The organism is Streptomyces abikoensis (assembly GCF_014648775.1).
Taxonomy (GTDB): Bacteria; Actinomycetota; Actinomycetes; order Streptomycetales; family Streptomycetaceae; genus Streptomyces; species Streptomyces abikoensis.
In genome coordinates this window covers 266,772-281,954 of record NZ_BMRT01000005.1, presented here as the reverse complement: position 1 = coordinate 281,954, position 15,183 = coordinate 266,772, and the positions used below count along the sequence as shown (strand labels likewise).

At 72.1% G+C, this 15,183-nt stretch carries 12 protein-coding genes and 1 riboswitch; of the genes, 9 read left to right on the top strand and 3 right to left on the bottom strand.

Annotated features, from left to right (window positions below):
* Window positions 1-49: 49 nt before the first annotated feature.
* The 3 genes from IE096_RS19135 to otsB all read left to right on the top strand — a co-directional run bounded on the left by IE096_RS19135 (window position 50) and on the right by otsB (window position 2,509).
* Entirely contained in the window at window positions 50-1,303 is a 1,254-nt protein-coding gene (locus tag IE096_RS19135) for an extracellular solute-binding protein (protein WP_189453313.1), read from the top strand.
* 23 nt (window positions 1,304-1,326) lie between these two features.
* On the top strand, window positions 1,327-1,590 hold the full coding sequence (locus IE096_RS19130; RefSeq protein WP_189453311.1) for a DUF3263 domain-containing protein: 264 nt from the start codon (window positions 1,327-1,329) through the stop codon (window positions 1,588-1,590).
* A gap of 61 nt (window positions 1,591-1,651) precedes the next feature.
* Window positions 1,652-2,509: a trehalose-phosphatase gene (otsB, locus tag IE096_RS19125; RefSeq protein WP_189453309.1), complete on the top strand. Its 858-nt coding sequence runs from the start codon at window positions 1,652-1,654 to the stop codon at window positions 2,507-2,509.
* Between the two features lie 12 nt (window positions 2,510-2,521).
* Here otsB and IE096_RS19120 read toward each other — a convergent pair whose 3' ends face one another.
* The 3 genes from IE096_RS19120 to IE096_RS19110 all read right to left on the bottom strand — a co-directional run bounded on the left by IE096_RS19120 (window position 2,522) and on the right by IE096_RS19110 (window position 6,149).
* The gene (locus IE096_RS19120) at window positions 2,522-3,283 is read right to left on the bottom strand and encodes a hypothetical protein (RefSeq protein ID WP_189453307.1); all 762 of its coding nucleotides are present in this window, start codon (window positions 3,281-3,283) and stop codon (window positions 2,522-2,524) included.
* 285 nt (window positions 3,284-3,568) lie between these two features.
* Window positions 3,569-5,080, bottom strand: coding sequence for an alpha,alpha-trehalose-phosphate synthase (UDP-forming) (locus IE096_RS19115; RefSeq protein WP_189453305.1), 1,512 nt, complete (start codon window positions 5,078-5,080; stop codon window positions 3,569-3,571).
* A 109-nt stretch (window positions 5,081-5,189) separates the two neighbouring features.
* A complete protein-coding gene (locus tag IE096_RS19110; RefSeq protein ID WP_189453593.1) occupies window positions 5,190-6,149 on the bottom strand; it encodes a glucosyl-3-phosphoglycerate synthase in 960 nt (319 codons plus the stop codon).
* A 183-nt stretch (window positions 6,150-6,332) separates the two neighbouring features.
* Window positions 6,333-6,475, top strand: a riboswitch (SAM riboswitch).
* Between the two features lie 17 nt (window positions 6,476-6,492).
* Between IE096_RS19110 and thrC the strand changes: the two genes are divergently transcribed.
* The 6 genes from thrC to IE096_RS19080 all read left to right on the top strand — a co-directional run bounded on the left by thrC (window position 6,493) and on the right by IE096_RS19080 (window position 15,183).
* Window positions 6,493-7,788, top strand: coding sequence for a threonine synthase (thrC, locus tag IE096_RS19105; RefSeq protein ID WP_189453303.1), 1,296 nt, complete (start codon window positions 6,493-6,495; stop codon window positions 7,786-7,788).
* Between the two features lie 63 nt (window positions 7,789-7,851).
* Window positions 7,852-8,127, top strand: a complete 276-nt coding sequence (locus tag IE096_RS19100) for a MoaD/ThiS family protein (RefSeq protein ID WP_189453301.1) — start codon at window positions 7,852-7,854, stop codon at window positions 8,125-8,127.
* A gap of 486 nt (window positions 8,128-8,613) precedes the next feature.
* On the top strand, window positions 8,614-8,817 hold the full coding sequence (locus IE096_RS19095) for a cold-shock protein (RefSeq protein WP_004954158.1): 204 nt from the start codon (window positions 8,614-8,616) through the stop codon (window positions 8,815-8,817).
* Between the two features lie 351 nt (window positions 8,818-9,168).
* Entirely contained in the window at window positions 9,169-10,791 is a 1,623-nt protein-coding gene (gene groL / locus IE096_RS19090) for a chaperonin GroEL (protein WP_189453299.1), read from the top strand.
* A 145-nt stretch (window positions 10,792-10,936) separates the two neighbouring features.
* Window positions 10,937-13,438 carry an ATP-binding protein gene (locus IE096_RS19085; RefSeq protein WP_189453297.1) on the top strand — a complete coding sequence of 834 codons (2,502 nt, stop codon included), beginning with the start codon at window positions 10,937-10,939 and terminating at the stop codon, window positions 13,436-13,438.
* 95 nt (window positions 13,439-13,533) lie between these two features.
* Complete coding sequence (locus IE096_RS19080; protein WP_189453296.1) at window positions 13,534-15,183, top strand: DNA repair helicase XPB; 1,650 nt, start codon at window positions 13,534-13,536, stop codon at window positions 15,181-15,183.

Below are 15,183 nucleotides of genomic sequence, written 5' to 3'. Positions count from 1 at the left end.
ACGAACCACAAGGTGGGTAGCAGTAGTGCAGCGGCGGCGGTTCTTGGGCATGACGGCGGCGGGTGCCGCGACGGCGGCGTTGGCGCCCGCGCTGACGGCGTGCGGGAGCTCCGGCCCCGGCGGCGACAAGAAGCTGAAGCTCGTCGCGGCGGACTATGGCGACAAGCCGGCCAACAGCTCCAAGAAGTACTGGGAGCAGTTCGCCAAGGACTTCGAGGCCAAGAACAAGGGCGTCAAGCTCGACGTCGAGGTCTACAGCTGGACCGAGGTCGACAAGAAGGTCGCCGACATGGTCGCGGCCGGCAAGGCCCCCGACATCGCGCAGATCGGCGCGTACGCCGACTTCGCCGCGGCCGGGAAGCTCTACAGCGCCGACCAGATGATCTCCGTGCCCACCCAGGCGGACTTCATCTCCTCGCTCGCCAAGGCGGGCGAGGTCCACCGGGTGCAGTACGGCCTGCCGTTCGTCTCCAGCACCCGCATGCTCTTCTACAACAAGGCCCTGTTCGCCAAGGCGGGCATCGCGAAGGCGCCCGAGAGCTGGGACGAGGTCCAGGCGGCCGCGGTCAAGCTCAAGGCGGCGGGCGTGAAGATACCTTTCGGCGTGCCGCTGGGTCCCGAGGAGGCGCCCGCCGAGACCATGCTGTGGATGCTGGGCGGCGGCGGTGGCTACACCGACAACACCGGTGCCTACACGATCAGCTCCGAGGCCAACGTCAAGGCGTTCGCCTGGCTGCGCGACGAGCTCGTCGGCAAGGGCCTCACCGGACCGAACGACCCGGGCCGCACCAACCGCCAGGACGTCTTCGACGCGTTCTGCAAGGGCGACGTCGGCATGCTCCACGGCCACCCCACCCTGATGCAGCAGGCCAAGGCCGGGAGGATCGACTTCCAGACCGCCCCGCTGCCGGGCGTCAAGGGCAAGGCGAGCTCCACCATGGGCGTCGCCGACTGGATGATGGGCTTCAAGCAGAACGATCACCGCGACCAGCTGGGCACCCTGCTCGACTTCGTCTTCAGCAAGGACAACGTGCTCAGCTTCGTCGGCCAGTACGAGCTGCTGCCCGTGACCGAGTCGGCGTCCGCCGCGATGCAGGGCGACCGCCGCTACGAGGCCCTCTGGCCGTTCCTCTCCCAGCTCCAGAACGCCGAGTTCTACCCCGCCGACAAGACCTCCTGGGCGAAGGTCAGCGCCACGATCAAGGAGAAGATCGGCTCGGTCGTGCAGAAGGGCGGCGACCCGGCCGCCGTGCTCGGCGAGATCCAGCGCGAGGCGGAGGCCGCGGAGCTCGCGGGCCGCTAGGGCGGACCGTTAGGTTGGACGACGTGAGCGACGACCAGGGCGAGCCGGAAGGCCAGGGCGGGAGCGGGCTGTCCGAGCGTGATCTCGCCGTCCTCGCCCTGGAACGGCGGTCCTGGCCGGGGCCGGGCGCCAAGGAGCGGGTCGTGCGCGAGCGCCTCGGCATCACGCCCACCCGCTACTACCAGCTGCTCAACGCGCTCCTGGACGATCCGCGCGCCCTCGCCCACGACCCCGTCACCGTCAACCGGCTGCGACGGCTGCGGGACGAGCGCCGCGCACGCCGCTGAGACGGCGGCCGGGGCCGGCATGCGCCCGCCCCCGTGGTGGACGCACCGGTAGGGTCGCCGTATGGGCAGCCACCTCCTCCCGGAACCCGTGACCGAGGCCGGCCGTGACGGCCTGGCCGCGCTGCTGGCGCGGCCCGAACGCGCGGTCGTCGCCCTCGACTTCGACGGCACGCTCGCGCCGATCGTTCCCGACCCCGAGCAGGCCCGCGCCCATCCCGGCGCCGTGCCCGCCCTCGCCCGGCTCGCCCCGCTCCTGGGGTCGGTGGCCGTGGTGACGGGCCGCCCGGCCGGGGTGGCCGTGCGCTACGGCGGCTTCGCCGGGGTCCCGGGCCTGGAGCACCTGGTGGTGCTCGGCCACTACGGCGCCGAGCGCTGGGACGCCGTCACCGGCACCGTCCAGGCCCCCGCCCCGCACCCGGGTGTGGCGGCCGTCCAGGCGGAACTCCCCGGCGTTCTGGACGAATCGGGCGCCTGGCGTGGTTCGTGGATCGAGACCGTGCACATCGAGAACAAGGCCGGCCGTGCCATCGCCGTCCACACCCGCCGCGCCGACGACCCCCAGGCCGCCTACGACGCCCTGCGCGCGCCGCTGGCCGCCCTCGCCGAGCGCCACGGCCTGATCGTCGAACCCGGCCGGCTGGTGCTGGAGCTGCGGCCCCCGGGCATGGACAAGGGCGTGGCCCTCGCCGAGTACGTCCGTGAGACCGGCGCCTCCGCCGTCCTCTACGCCGGTGACGACCTCGGCGATCTCGCCGCCTTCGCGGCGGTCGAGAAGCTGCGCACCGAGGGGGTGCCGGGCACCCTGGTGTGCAGCGGCAGCGCCGAGGTCGCCGTGCTCGCCGAGCGGGCGGATCTCGTGGTGGACGGTCCGGCGGGGGTGGTGGAGCTCCTGGCCGCCCTGGTCGACCGGCTCGGTTGAGCCCTGTTCGCCCTATTCGCCCTCTTCCGCCTTCGGGTCCTTCGCCGCCGGCTTCTCGTTCGTCAGGCCCAGCACCGACAGCGCGGTCGTCCAGTCCTTGACGATCGCCTGCTGGGCCTTCGCCAGCTCCGTCTTCCCCGAGCAGATCGCGGCCTTGAGCTTGCTCTCGACCACGTCCTTGGGGTTGTTCGGCCCGGCTCCCGCCTTGTGGCCGGGGGAGGGCGGCTGGACCCACAGGTTGCGCGGATCGTTGGGGTCGCCGCCGAGCTGGAGGCTGATGAGGTGGTCGTACTCGGCGTCCTTCAGCGGGCCCTTGTAGCCGTAGGAGGCCGCGTTCGCGGTCTTCTCCCGGCTGGTGATGTTGGTGCCGGGGCGGATGTCGGCGGTGTAACCGCTGCGGCAGATGGTGGTCTTGAGGGTCGCCTGGGTGACCTTGGGGTTGGTCGCGCCCGGGGTGCACTTGGGGTCCGGGAGGGGTTCCTTGGCGGCGGTGTACCGGTAGGCGCAGGTGCCCGGTTCGGGCTGTTTCTGGACGGTGTACGAGCCCTGGGGGCCCGGGCCGACCGGGACGGCGGCGCCTCCCGCCGAGGGAGTGGCGCCTCCCGCCGAGGGAGAGGAGGGCGCGGGCGAGGACGAGGAGGCCGAGGTGCCGGCCTTCGCCGCCTTGGAGCCGGCGTCCTTGCCGCTGTCGGAGTCGGAGGAACAGCCGGTGGCGGTGACGGCTATGAGCGTGGTGGCGGCCGCGGCGGCGGCCCAGCGCGGAGCGTTCGGCATGGGTGCATGGCTACCCGTCCGCTTCGCGGGGGGTGCCGCGCGGTGGAGGCGTCGGCCCGCACGGGCACGGTGCGCGAACGCGCCGTGCGAGCCCCGTAAGGGGCGCGGGGCAGGGTCGATATGCGGCTGCCGCCGCGCGGGCGCGAACGGCCACGGACGGCCCGCACGGGTGGTCTGCCAAAAGCGCCGTGCGCTCCGGCGGGGTGGGCGGCTGCGGGCCGTCCGTGGCCGTTCGCGCAGTTCCCCGCGCCCCTTACGGGGCGTACCCGCAACGGCGCGCGCCCCCTACGTGGCGTCCCCCTCCAGCGCGTGCAGCTGCTCCGTGAACCAGCGGGCCGGCGGCAGCCGGGTCGCGGCCGTGGCCAGTCGTTCGGCCCGTTCCGCGCGTTCCGCCGGGTCCATCAGCAGGGCCACGTGCAGGGCGCGCGCCGTCGCCTCGACGTCGTACGGGTTGACGACGATCGCCTCCCCGGCGAGCTCCGCCGCCGCCCCGGCCTCGCGGGACAGCACGAGGACGCAGCCGTGGTCGGAGACGGCCGGGACCTCCTTGGCCACCAGGTTCATGCCGTCGCGAATGGGGTTGACCAGCGCGACGTCCGCCATCCGGTAGGCGGCCAGGGAACGGGCGAAGTCGTCCTTCACGTGCAGGATCACCGGCTGCCAGTCCGCCGTGCCGAACTCCGCGTTGACCGCGTCGGCGACGCGCTTCACCTCGGCGGTGTAGTCGCGGTAGACCGCCAGATCCTGCCGGGAGGGGTAGGCGAAGGCGAGGTGGGTCACCCGGCCCCGCCAGTGGGGGTGGTCCTCCAGCAGCCGGCGGTAGGCGTGGAGGCCGCGGACGATGTTCTTGGACAGCTCCGTGCGGTCGACCCGCAGGATCGTCCGGCGGCCGGGCCCGATCTGCTCCCGCAGGGCCGTCAGCCGCTCCTCCACGTCCGGCCGGTGCGCGCGCTCGCGCAGGAAGTCGGCGTCCGCGCCGAGCGCGTGGACGCCGAGCAGGGTCGTACGGCCCGCGAAGCGCACCGCCGCCGCGCCCCCGTGCTCCTCGCGCACCACCTCGGCACCCAGCACGTCCGCGCAGCACGCGGCGAACGCCTCCGCCCAGCGCCGGGTCAGGAAGGCGGCCCGGTCGCCGCCGAGGACGCCGCGCAGTACCTGCTCGGCGATGTCGTCCGGCAGCAGCCGGTAGTAGTCCGGCGGGGCCCACGGGGTGTGGGAGAAGTGGCCGACGCGCAGGTCGGGGCGGCGGGCGCGGAGCAGCGCGGGGACGAGGGTGAGGTGGTAGTCCTGGACGAGGACGACGGCGCCCTCCGCCGCCTCCTCGGCGATCGCGTCCGCGAAGGCGGTGTTGTACGTCTCGTAGTCCGCCCACTGCGACCGGAACTCCTTGTCGAATACCGGTTCGAGCGGGGTCTGCCAGAGCATGTGGTGGGCGAACCACAGCACGGAGTTGGCCACGCCGTTGTACGCGGCGGAGAACGTACCGGCCGGGATGTCCAGCATCCGCACCCGGAGCCCGCCCGTGTCGGCCGGGTCGAGTCTTCGGCCCGCGCGGGACGCCGCCAGCCGGTCGCCCTCGCCCAGCGCGGCGCACACCCACACCGCCGCCGCGCCCCGCGGATCGCGCCCGATCTCGCTCAGCCCGGACACCAGCCCGCCGCCGCCCCGCCCGGCCACCAGCGAGCCGTCCTCGCGCAGCGCGTACGAGACCGGACCCCGGTTGGACGCCACGACGATGGGCGCGGCGGCTACCGGGTCGGCGGCTACGGGGGTGGGCAGGGGATGCTCAGCGACCATGACGCCAGCCTTGCCCACCGGCGAACCGCTCAAACGTACGCACGGCTCGTCGGGTGCCACAGGGGGAACACTCCGTTCCCCATCCGGGCTCCGTTCCCCATCCGGGCGGCTACGCCGCGCGCCGCCGGGCGTACTCCGGTATCTCCGCCATCGGCGGCCGCTCCTCCGTGTCCACGGCGTACGTCCGCGGCACGAACCCCTCCGCCGTGCGCTCGAACTGGGTGAGCGCCGGACGCACCAGATGGCCCCGGGCCAGCCGCAACTGCGCCGTGCGGTAGATCGTCGCGGCCATCCGGCCCAGCGCCCGGCCGTCCTGGTGGCGGTGCTTGCGCACGCCCACGTCGACCTGCGCCAGCGCGTCCAGCCCCACCGTGTGCAGCGCGTCCACGAGCAGGCCCAGCTCCACGCCGTAGCCCACCGGGAACGGCAGCCGTTCCAGCAGCGAGCGGCGGGCCGCGTACTCGCCGCCCAGCGGCTGGACGAAGCCCGCGAGCTGCGGCCAGTGGAGGTTCAGCAGCGGGCGCGCCACCAGCTCGGTGACCCGGCCGCCCTGCCCCGCGACCTCGCCCAGCGGACGGTCGTACATCGCCTTGACGAACTGCACCCCGGGATCGGTCAGCAGCGGGCCGACGATCCCCGAGACGAAGTCGCTGGAGAAGTCCTTCAGGTCCGCGTCGACGAAGCAGACGACGTCGCCCGTCGTCGCCAGCAGGGACCGCCACAGCACCTCGCCCTTGCCCGGCAGCGCGGGCAGCCGCGGCAGGATCTCGTCGCGGTGCACGACGCGCGCGCCGGCCGCCGCCGCGACCTCGGCCGTGCGGTCCGTGGAACCGGAGTCCAGCACCACCAGCTCGTCCACCAGCGGCACGGCCCCCGGGCCGCCGTCCGCCATCAGCTCGCGGCGGATCGTCGCCACGATCTCGCCGACCGTCGCCTCCTCGTTCAGCGCCGGCAGCACCACGCTGACCGTGGTGCCCGCCTCGCCCTTGGCGGCCAGCAGCTGGTCGAGCGGACGGTCGGCGGCGGACCAGGACCGCTGGGCGAGCCAGCGCTCCACCTCTTCCAGCACGTGCATGACTCCTCGTTGTGGCGTGTGTCGCGGCTTGTGTTGTCGCGTGTTGTGACGCATCTCGCGGTTCGGACGGCCCTCTCAAGCGGCCACCCCTTCCGTTACAGTCTTGAACAACGCGGACGGCCGTCCTATGTCGGGGGTCGTCGCGCGCACAAACGCCCGGGTGCGCCCGGGCCATACCGCTCATCCAGAGGGGCAGAGGGACACGGCCCGTTGAAGCCCCGGCAACCCTCCAGCCGGTCTCGGTCATACGACGCGAGGCTCCCGGCGGGGAAGGTGCCAAATCCGTCTCGTGGTGACGTTCGCCGCGAGGAAGATGAGGAGAAAGGGCCTCGCCTCCATGGCTGTCGAAGCCGTTGAAAGTCGTACCTCCGTACCTCACACCACCCCTTCCTTCGGGCCCGCCGTCGCGCTCTCCTGCCGCGAGTGCGGTGAGCGCTTCCCGCTCGGTCCCTCCTTCGCCTGCGTGAGCTGCTTCGGCCCTCTTGAGGTGGCCTACGAGCTCCCGGCCGGCGACTCCGAGGCGCTGCGCCGCCGCATCGAGGCCGGACCCGCGAACATCTGGCGCTACGCCCCCCTGCTGCCCGTCCCCGCCGACGTCGCGGACCGGCCGAACCTCAACCCGGGGTTCACCAAGCTCGTCAAGGCCGACAACCTCGCCCGCGAGCTGGGCGTCACCGGCGGGCTGTACGTCAAGGACGACTCCGGCAACCCCACCCACTCCTTCAAGGACCGCGTCGTCGCCATCGCCGTCGAGGCGGCGCGCGCCTTCGGCTTCACCACCCTCTCGTGCTCCTCGACGGGGAACCTGGCCGGAGCGGTGGGCGCCGCGGCGGCGCGCGCGGGCCTGCGCTCCTGTGTCTTCATCCCGCACGACCTGGAGGCCGGCAAGGTCGTGATGGCCGCTGTCTACGGCGGCGAGCTGGTGGGCATCGAGGGCACGTACGACGACGTCAACCGCTTCTGCAGCGAGCTCATCGGCGACCCTCTGGGCGAGGGCTGGGGCTTCGTCAACGTCAATCTGCGGCCCTACTACGGGGAGGGCTCCAAGACGCTGGCGTACGAGATCTGCGAGCAGCTGGGCTGGCGGCTGCCGGACCAGATCGTGGTGCCGGTCGCCTCGGGGTCGCAGCTGACGAAGATCGACAAGGGGCTGAAGGAGCTCGTCGCGCTCGGGCTGGTCGAGGACCGGCCGTACCGGATCTTCGGCGCGCAGGCCGAGGGGTGCGCGCCGGTCTCGCGCGCCTTCAAGGACGGACACGAGGTGGTGCGGCCGGTGAAGCCGGACACCATCGCGAAGTCCCTGGCCATCGGCAACCCCGCCGACGGGCCGTACGTGCTCGACATCGCCCGGCGCACGGGCGGGGCCGTGGAGGACGTGGACGACGAGCGGATCGTCGAGGCCATCCGGCTGCTGGCCCGGACGGAGGGGATCTTCGCGGAGACGGCGGGCGGGGTGACGGTCGGGGTCACCCGGAAGCTGCTGGAGGACGGGCGGCTGGACCCGTCCCTGACCACCGTCGTGCTCAACACGGGCGACGGGCTCAAGACGCTGGACGCGGTGGCCGCGGGGCCGACCGCGACGATTCCGCCTTCGCTGAGCGCGTTCCGGGCGGCGGGGCTCGCGGGCCTTTGATCGGGCCATTGCCGAGCGGTGCCATTGCCCGGCCGTTTCCTTCCTCAAACCAAAGGTGATCCCATGAGCGTCAACGTCCGCATTCCCACCATCCTTCGCACCTACACCTCCGGTAAGTCGGAAGTCTCCGCCGAAGGGGCCACTCTCGGTGAAGTGATCGCCTCCCTGGAGAAGAACCACCCCGGAATCGCCGCCCGCGTTCTCGACGAGAGCGGAAAGCTGCGCCGTTTCGTGAATGTGTACGTCAATGACGACGACGTACGGTTCGAGGGCGGACTGGAAGCGGCCACTCCGGATGGCGCCGGGGTGTCGATCATTCCGGCGGTCGCCGGCGGCTGACCGGGACGGCTGACCGGGACGGCCCGGCCGGGCCGTCCCCCCAAGGTCTCCGGCCCCCCGGACCCTTGGCCCGACCCTTCCGAAGCGTTCCTGTGGAATTCACCGGAATCACCCCGCCCGTAAAACGGACGGGGTGATTCCGTCTGTTGAACCGCGATACAGTTGGGGCGTTCCCCCTCCGGTGTCACTGCCGAACGCATATGAGAACCCGTCAAGTTGTGCCCACAACGTGTGCACGAATTGCCGGGTTGGTTGCGTTATGCCCGGTCCGACTTGCCCGAGAAGCTGGCGAAATAGGTGGTAATAACCGATCGGCCGCGCCCGGAATTCTCGTCCGACTGACCTGTTGCAGACGGCATCCGTGCAGATACATTCAGCGGCGGTCGACGCGTTCCGGCGCACACCCCCAACCTGTCTGGGGGTGAGGTCTGACCCGGGTCCGCGAGGTGCGGTCCTGTGCAAGGGCCAGTAATAGGGGAGTTAGGCATGGCTCAGGGCACCGTCAAGTGGTTCAACGCGGAGAAGGGGTACGGCTTCATCGCGGTCGACGGTGGTGCGGATGTTTTCGTCCACTACAGCGCGATCCAGATGGACGGCTACCGCACCCTCGAGGAGGGGCAGCGGGTCGAGTTCGAAATCTCGCAGGGCCAGAAGGGGCCGCAGGCGGACATGGTCAAGGTGACCGCCTGACCGGCGCGCATCGACCACCGGCTCACTCAGCTCGCCGAGGGGCCCGCGTCTTTACGGCGCGGGCCCCTCGCGCGTCCGCGTCACGTCCGCGTCCCGCCCGGGTCGCCTCCGGGCGCGTCCAGGTGTGGGGTCATCCGGCACGGGGCAGGTTGGTGTGAGGCGCTTGCACTCGCAGGGGTCGAGTGCTAATCATTGGGCTTAGCACTCTCCGAGTGAGAGTGACAGATTTGGACCGTCGGTGAGGTCGGCGAGCCAAGCGGGGCAAGGAACCGCGGGGCGCGCAGGCCGTCCGTCGCGGGCACCAGCGCGGTCCGGAGCAGTCTCCACCCCGTCCTGGGAGGACCACTTCACATGGCCAAGATCATCGCGTTCGACGAGGAGGCACGGCGCGGTCTCGAGCGCGGGATGAACCAGCTCGCCGACGCCGTCAAGGTCACCCTCGGCCCCAAGGGCCGGAACGTCGTCCTCGAGAAGAAGTGGGGCGCCCCCACGATCACCAACGATGGTGTGTCCATCGCCAAGGAGATCGAGCTCGAGGACCCGTACGAGAAGATCGGCGCCGAGCTGGTCAAGGAGGTCGCGAAGAAGACGGACGACGTCGCCGGTGACGGCACGACGACCGCGACCGTCCTCGCCCAGGCGCTCGTCCGCGAGGGCCTGCGCAACGTGGCCGCCGGTGCCAACCCGATGGCCCTGAAGCGCGGTATCGAGAAGGCCGTCGAGGCCGTCTCCGCCGCCCTGCTCGAGCAGGCCAAGGACGTGGAGACCAAGGAGCAGATCGCCTCCACCGCCTCCATCTCCGCCGCCGACACCCAGATCGGCGAGCTGATCGCCGAGGCCATGGACAAGGTCGGCAAGGAAGGCGTCATCACCGTCGAGGAGTCCCAGACCTTCGGTCTGGAGCTGGAGCTCACCGAGGGTATGCGCTTCGACAAGGGCTACATCTCGGCGTACTTCGCCACCGACATGGAGCGTATGGAGGCCTCGCTGGAGGACCCGTACATCCTGATCGTCAACTCGAAGGTCAGCTCGGTCAAGGACCTGCTGCCGCTCCTCGAGAAGGTCATGCAGTCCGGCAAGCCGCTGCTGATCATCGCCGAGGACGTCGAGGGCGAGGCCCTGTCGACCCTGGTCGTCAACAAGATCCGCGGCACCTTCAAGTCCGTCGCCGTCAAGGCCCCGGGCTTCGGCGACCGCCGCAAGGCCATGCTGGGCGACATCGCCATCCTCACCGGTGGCACGGTCATCTCCGAGGAGGTCGGCCTCAAGCTGGAGAACGCCGGTCTCGACCTGCTCGGCCGCGCCCGCAAGGTCGTCATCACCAAGGACGAGACGACGATCGTCGACGGTGCCGGTGACAGCGAGCAGGTCCAGGGCCGCGTCAACCAGATCCGCGCCGAGATCGAGAACAGCGACTCGGACTACGACCGCGAGAAGCTCCAGGAGCGCCTGGCGAAGCTGGCCGGCGGCGTGGCCGTCATCAAGGCCGGTGCCGCCACCGAGGTGGAGCTCAAGGAGCGCAAGCACCGCATCGAGGACGCCGTCCGCAACGCCAAGGCCGCCGTCGAGGAGGGCATCGTCGCCGGTGGTGGCGTGGCCCTGCTCCAGGCTTCCTCGGTCTTCGAGAAGCTCGAGCTCGAGGGCGACGAGGCCACCGGTGCCGCCGCTGTGAAGCTGGCCCTGGAGGCCCCGCTGAAGCAGATCTCCGTGAACGCCGGCCTCGAGGGTGGCGTCATCGTGGAGAAGGTGCGCAACCTGACCCCGGGCCACGGCCTCAACGCCGCCACGGGCGAGTACGTCGACATGATCGCCGAGGGCATCATCGACCCGGCGAAGGTCACCCGCTCCGCCCTGCAGAACGCCGCGTCCATCGCCGCGCTGTTCCTGACCACCGAGGCCGTCATCGCCGACAAGCCGGAGAAGGCCGCCGCGGCCGCTCCGGGCGGCATGCCGGGCGGTGACATGGACTTCTGATCGACCTGACAGGTTGATCGACCGTCCTGCGGTCCACCGGGGCGGCACCCTCACGGGGGTGCCGCCCCGGTGGCGTTTCCCGTACGGGAGCCCCCGCGCGCCCGTACGGTGTGAAGCCACAGGAGCGGAGGCCGGGGGGCTGGGCATGCACAACGAGATCACCGGCGGCGTCTACTTCAACGTCGTCGCCCAGGGCCGGCACATCACCCTCGAACTGCCCAGAGAGATCACCCCCGCCCTGACCGGACTGCCCCCGGCCGCCGGCACCTTCACCGGCCGCGACGCCGACCTCGCCCTCCTCGCCGACGCGCTGCGCCCCGGCCCGCCCGCCGGGGACGCCCCCAGGGTGTGGGCCGTGGCCGGCCTGCCCGGCGTCGGCAAGACCGAGCTGGTCCTCCAGGCCGCCCGGCACGCGCTGGACCAGGACGGCTGGTTCCCCGGCGGCGTCCTGTTCGTCGACCTCTTCGGCTACGACGACGAACGCCGCCTCACCCCCGAACGCGCCCTGGGCTCCCTGCTGCGCGCCCTCGGCATACCCGACGAACACGTCCCCGCCGACCTCCAGGACCGCGCCCGGCTCTACGGTTCCGTGCTGTCCGCCTACGCCGACCAGGGGCGCCGCGTCCTCGTCGTCGTGGACAACGCCGGAACGGCCGAACAGGCCCGTCCCCTGCTCCCCGCCGACCCCCGCGTCCCCGTCCTCGTCACCTCCCGGCACACCCTCGCCGGACTCGGCGCCCGCCTGCTCGACCTGTCCGAACTGGACGACGCGTCCGCCGTGGACCTGCTGCGGCAGGCCCTGCGCGAGGCCCGGGGCCCCGGCGACACCCGCGTCGCCGACGACCCCGCCGCGGCCGCCGAACTCGCCGGGCTCTGCGGCAACCTCCCCCTGGCCCTGCGGATCGTCGCCGCCCTCCTCGCCGACCTGCCCGGCCGTCCCCTGGCCTCCATGGCCGACGCCCTCGCCGACAGCCGCCGCCGACTGGAGCGCCTCGCCCGCGAGGACGTCACCGTCCGCGCGGTGTTCGGCCTCTCCTACGCGCACCTGCGCCCCAAGCAGGCCCGGCTCTTCCGGCTGCTGCCGCTCAACCCCGGCCCCGACCTGTCGACCGAGGCCGCCGTCCACCTCGCCGGCGCCGACCCGTACGCCGTGGAGGAACTGCTCCACACCCTGGCCCGGGGCCATCTGATCGAGCCGGGCGCCGTGTACGGGCGCTGGCGGCTGCACGACCTGATGCGGCTGTACGCGGCCGAACAGGGCGAGGCGCGGAGCGGCGAGGACGCGCCGACCGAGGCCCTCGAACGGCTCTTCCAGTACTACGCGAGGACCTCCGGCGCCGCCGCCGGCCACCTGGCCCACGCGGCGGGCCCGTTCCTGGCCGGCACCGAACCCGGCTTCGCCACCCGGGAAGAGGCCGTGGCCTGGCTCGACGACGAACGCGCCAACCTCGTCGCGGCCTCGGTGGCGGCACCCGGCCTCGGCGCGCGCAAGCTGTCGCTGATCCTCTTCGAGACGCTCAGCGGCTACTTCTCCCTGCGGCGGCACTTCGACGACTGGCTTCTCGTCGGCGCCACGGCCATGCGGGTGGCCCTGGACCTCGACTGGCCGCTGGCCCAGGCGGAGGTGACGCAGAACCTGAGCGTCCCTATGCGTCACCTGAGACGGTTCGACCAGGCGGCCGACATGCTGGAGGCGGCGAGGGCCGTCTACCGGAAGATCGGCGACCGGGGCGGCGAGGGCGGCGCCCTGACCAACCTCGGCCTGGTGCTGTGGGAGACGCGCCGCTTCGACGAGGCGATCCCCCTCCTGGAGGAGGCGATCGCCATCCACCGGGAGACCGGGGACCGCCACAGCGAAGGCGTCGCCCTCACCAACCTCGGCCTGGTCCTCCAGAGCCTGCGCCGGTTCGCCGAGGCCGCCGAGGTGTACCGCGAGGACGTCGCCATCTGCGCGGAGACCGGCGACCGGCGCGGCCGGGCGCAGGCCCTCAACCACCTCGGCACGGTCCTGCGGGAGGAGGACCGGCTCGACGAGGCGGCCGCGGCCCTCACCGAGGCCGGGGCCCTCTTCGGCGCGCTGGACGACCGCTACGGCGAGGCCCAGACGCTGACCAACCTCGGTGTCGTCCTCGCCCGCCAGGGCCGGCCCGAGGAGTCGTGCGACGCCCAGACCCGGGCCGTGGAGGCGTTCCGCGCCTCCCAGGCCCCGCACGACGAGGCCACGGCGCTGAACAACCTCGGGCTCGCCCTGGTCACCTGGGGACGCTGCGAGGAGGCCGTCGCCCCGCTCGAACAGGCGGCCACGGCCTACCGGGACCTGGCCGACCGCCACAGCGAGGGCATGGCCCTGATCAACCTGGGCGCCGCCCTGGGAAGCGCTGGGCGGGCGGCGGCGTCGGTCGACGCCTGCGCCGAGGCCGTCGCCTGCTACCGGGAAACCGCCGACCGCCACCGCGAGGGGCTGGCCCTGGCCGGGCTGGCCGCGGCCCTGCGGGGGGCCGGCCGGTCCGAGGAGGCACGGGCCGTGGCCGCCGAGGCCGTACCCCTCCTCCGGGAGGCCGGAGCGCTGGAGGCCGGGGCCCGCGTGGAAACCGTGGGCGACCTGCACTCGTTCGTCCGCGCACACGGGACCGAGGCCACCCCCTGACGCCCGTGCGGCGCTGAGCGGGCCACACGCACCGCGCCGGATGGGCGACACTGGAAGCTTCTCCCCGTGCGCGAAGCGAAGTGGAAGGCCGAGGCGTGAGCGGACCCCTGATCGTCCAGAGCGACAAGACCCTGCTGCTGGAGGTGGACCACGAGCGTGCCGACGAGTGCCGGCGTGCCATCGCCGCCTTCGCGGAGCTGGAGCGCGCGCCCGAGCACATCCACACCTACCGGGTGACGCCGCTGGGGCTGTGGAACGCGCGGGCCGCCGGGCACGACGCCGAGCAGGTCGTCGACGCGCTCGTCTCGTACTCCCGCTACCCCGTGCCGCACGCCCTGCTCGTCGACATCGCCGAGACCATGGCCCGCTACGGGCGGCTGAAGCTGGTCAAGCACCCGGTGCACGGCCTGGTGCTGGAGAGCACCGACCGGCCCGTGCTGGAGGAGATCCTCCGCTCGAAGAAGATCAAGCCGCTGGTGGGCGCCCGGATCGACCCGGACACCGTCGCCGTCCACCCCTCCGAGCGCGGCCAGATCAAGCAGACGCTGCTCAAGCTGGGCTGGCCCGCCGAGGACCTCGCCGGATATGTGGACGGCGAGGCCCACCCCATCGAGCTCGCCGAGGACGGCTGGGCCCTGCGCCCGTACCAGCGGCAGGCCGTGGAGGGGTTCTGGCACGGCGGCTCGGGCGTGGTCGTGCTGCCCTGCGGCGCCGGCAAGACGCTCGTCGGCGCGGGCGCGATGGCCATGGCGAAGGCGACGACGCTGATCCTCGTCACCAACACCGTCTCCGCGCGCCAGTGGAAGCACGAGCTGGTGAAGCGCACCTCGCTGACCGAGGACGAGATCGGCGAGTACAGCGGTACGCGCAAGGAGATCCGCCCGGTCACCATCGCCACCTACCAGGTGCTGACGACCAGGCGGAAGGGCGTCTACCCGCACCTGGAGCTCTTCGACTCCCGGGACTGGGGCCTCGTCGTCTACGACGAGGTGCACCTGCTGCCCGCGCCCGTCTTCAAGTTCACCGCCGACCTCCAGGCCCGGCGACGGCTCGGGCTGACCGCGACGCTGGTGCGCGAGGACGGCCGCGAGTCCGACGTCTTCTCCCTCATCGGGCCCAAGCGCTTCGACGCGCCCTGGAAGGAGATCGAGGCACAGGGCTACATCGCCCCCGCCGACTGTGTCGAGGTGCGCGTCAACCTCACCGACTCCGAGCGGCTGGCCTACGCGACGGCCGAGACGGAGGAGAAGTACCGGTACTGCGCGACGACCGCCACCAAGCGGAAGGTCACCGAGGCCCTGGTGCACAAGCACCGGGGGGAGCAGACGCTGGTCATCGGCCAGTACATCGACCAGCTCGACGAGCTGGGCGAGCACCTGGACGCGCCCGTGATCAAGGGCGAGACGACCAACGCCCAGCGCGAGAAGCTCTTCGACGCCTTCCGGGCGGGCGAGATCTCGGTGCTGGTCGTCTCCAAGGTCGCCAACTTCTCGATCGACCTGCCGGAGGCGACGGTCGCCATCCAGGTGTCGGGCACCTTCGGCTCCCGGCAGGAGGAGGCCCAGCGGCTGGGCCGGGTGCTGCGCCCGAAGGCCGACGGGCACGAGGCGCGCTTCTACTCGGTGGTCGCCCGGGACACCGTCGACCAGGACTTCGCGGCGCACCGCCAGCGGTTCCTCGCGGAGCAGGGGTACGCGTACCGGATCGTGGACGCGGACTCGCTGCTGGCGGGGGAGGACGCCTGA